At 59.1% G+C, this 1,341-nt stretch carries 2 rRNA genes; both read left to right on the plus strand.

From position 1 onward, the window contains the following. Positions 1 to 1,048: ribosomal RNA gene (locus OB916_RS16895) — 23S ribosomal RNA — on the plus strand; the annotation flags it as partial. Positions 1,049 to 1,166: 118 nt separating this feature from the next. Beyond that, a 5S ribosomal RNA gene (gene rrf, locus OB916_RS16900) occupies positions 1,167 to 1,288 on the plus strand. Positions 1,289 to 1,341 lie beyond the last annotated feature (53 nt).

Consider the following 1,341-nt stretch of genomic DNA (forward strand, 5'->3'; position numbering starts at 1 on the left):
GTCACTGAATCCTGCCCAGTGCGGGTATCTGAACACCTAGTACAATAGGACGAAGGACCCGTCAACGGCGGGGGTAACTATGACCCTCTTAAGGTAGCGTAGTACCTTGCCGCTTCAGTAGCGGCTTGCATGAATGGATTAACCAGAGCCTCGCTGTCCCAACGCTGGGCCCGGTGAACTGTACGTTCCAGTGCGGAGTCTGGAGACCCCCAAGGGGAAGCGAAGACCCTATGGAGCTTTACTGCAGGCTGTCGCTGAGACGTGGCCGCTAGTGTGCAGGATAGGTAGGAGCCGTGACGCAGGCACCCGCGCCAGCGGGCCGCCGAGGCAACACTGAAATACTACCCACTAGTGGCTGCGACTCTCACTCCTGGCGGAGGACACCGGTAGCCGGGCAGTTTGACTGGGGCGGTACGCGCTCGAAAAGATATCGAGCGCGCCCTAAGACCATCTCATCCGGGTCGGAGACCCGGAGAAGAGCGCAAGAGCATAAGATGGTTTGACAGTGTTCTTCCCAACGAGGAACGCTGACGTGAAAGCGTGGTCTAGCGAACTCATTAGCCCGCCCGATGCGGGCAATGAATGACAGAAAAGCTACCCTAGGGATAACAGAGTCGTCACTCGCAAGAGCACATATCGACCGAGTGGCTTGCTACCTCGATGTCGGTTCCCTCCATCCTGCCCGTGCAGAAGCGGGCAAGGGTGAGGTTGTTCGCCTATTAAAGGAGGTCGTGAGCTGGGTTTAGACCGTCGTGAGACAGGTCGGCTGCTATCTATTGGGGGTGTCATGGTACCTGACGGGAACGCCCGTATAGTACGAGAGGAACTACGGGTGGTCGCCACTGGTGTACCGGTTGTCCGAGAGGGCAGTTGCCGGGCAGCCACGCGACACGGGGTAAGAGCTGAACGCATCTAAGCTCGAAACCCACCTGGAAAAGAGGTACCGCCGAGGCTACTCGTAGAAGACGAGATCGATAGACTCGGGGTGTACGCGTCGAGGCAACGAGACGTTCAGCCCGCGAGTACTAATAGCCGAAGCCACCATTCATACTGGACTGGACGCACGATCCGGAAACGGGTCCAGGCGGAAACTGGATTGCACGTACATGCGGTGTCAACCGACCGACGCAGGTGTTTGATCGCGGTTCGAGTCCGCGAGTCGGCGTTAAGGCGGCCACAGCGGCGGGGCAACTCCCGTACCCATCCCGAACACGGCAGATAAGCCCGCCTGCGTTCCGGCGAGTACTGGAGTGCGCGAGCCTCTGGGAAATCCGGTTCGCCGCCTCCCATTCATACTACATCACCCTCGCACAGTGACAACGCTGTGCGGGGGTTTTCGTC

It is taken from the genome of Halapricum hydrolyticum (genome assembly GCF_025517535.1).
In the GTDB taxonomy this organism is placed as follows: domain Archaea; phylum Halobacteriota; class Halobacteria; order Halobacteriales; family Haloarculaceae; genus Halapricum; species Halapricum hydrolyticum.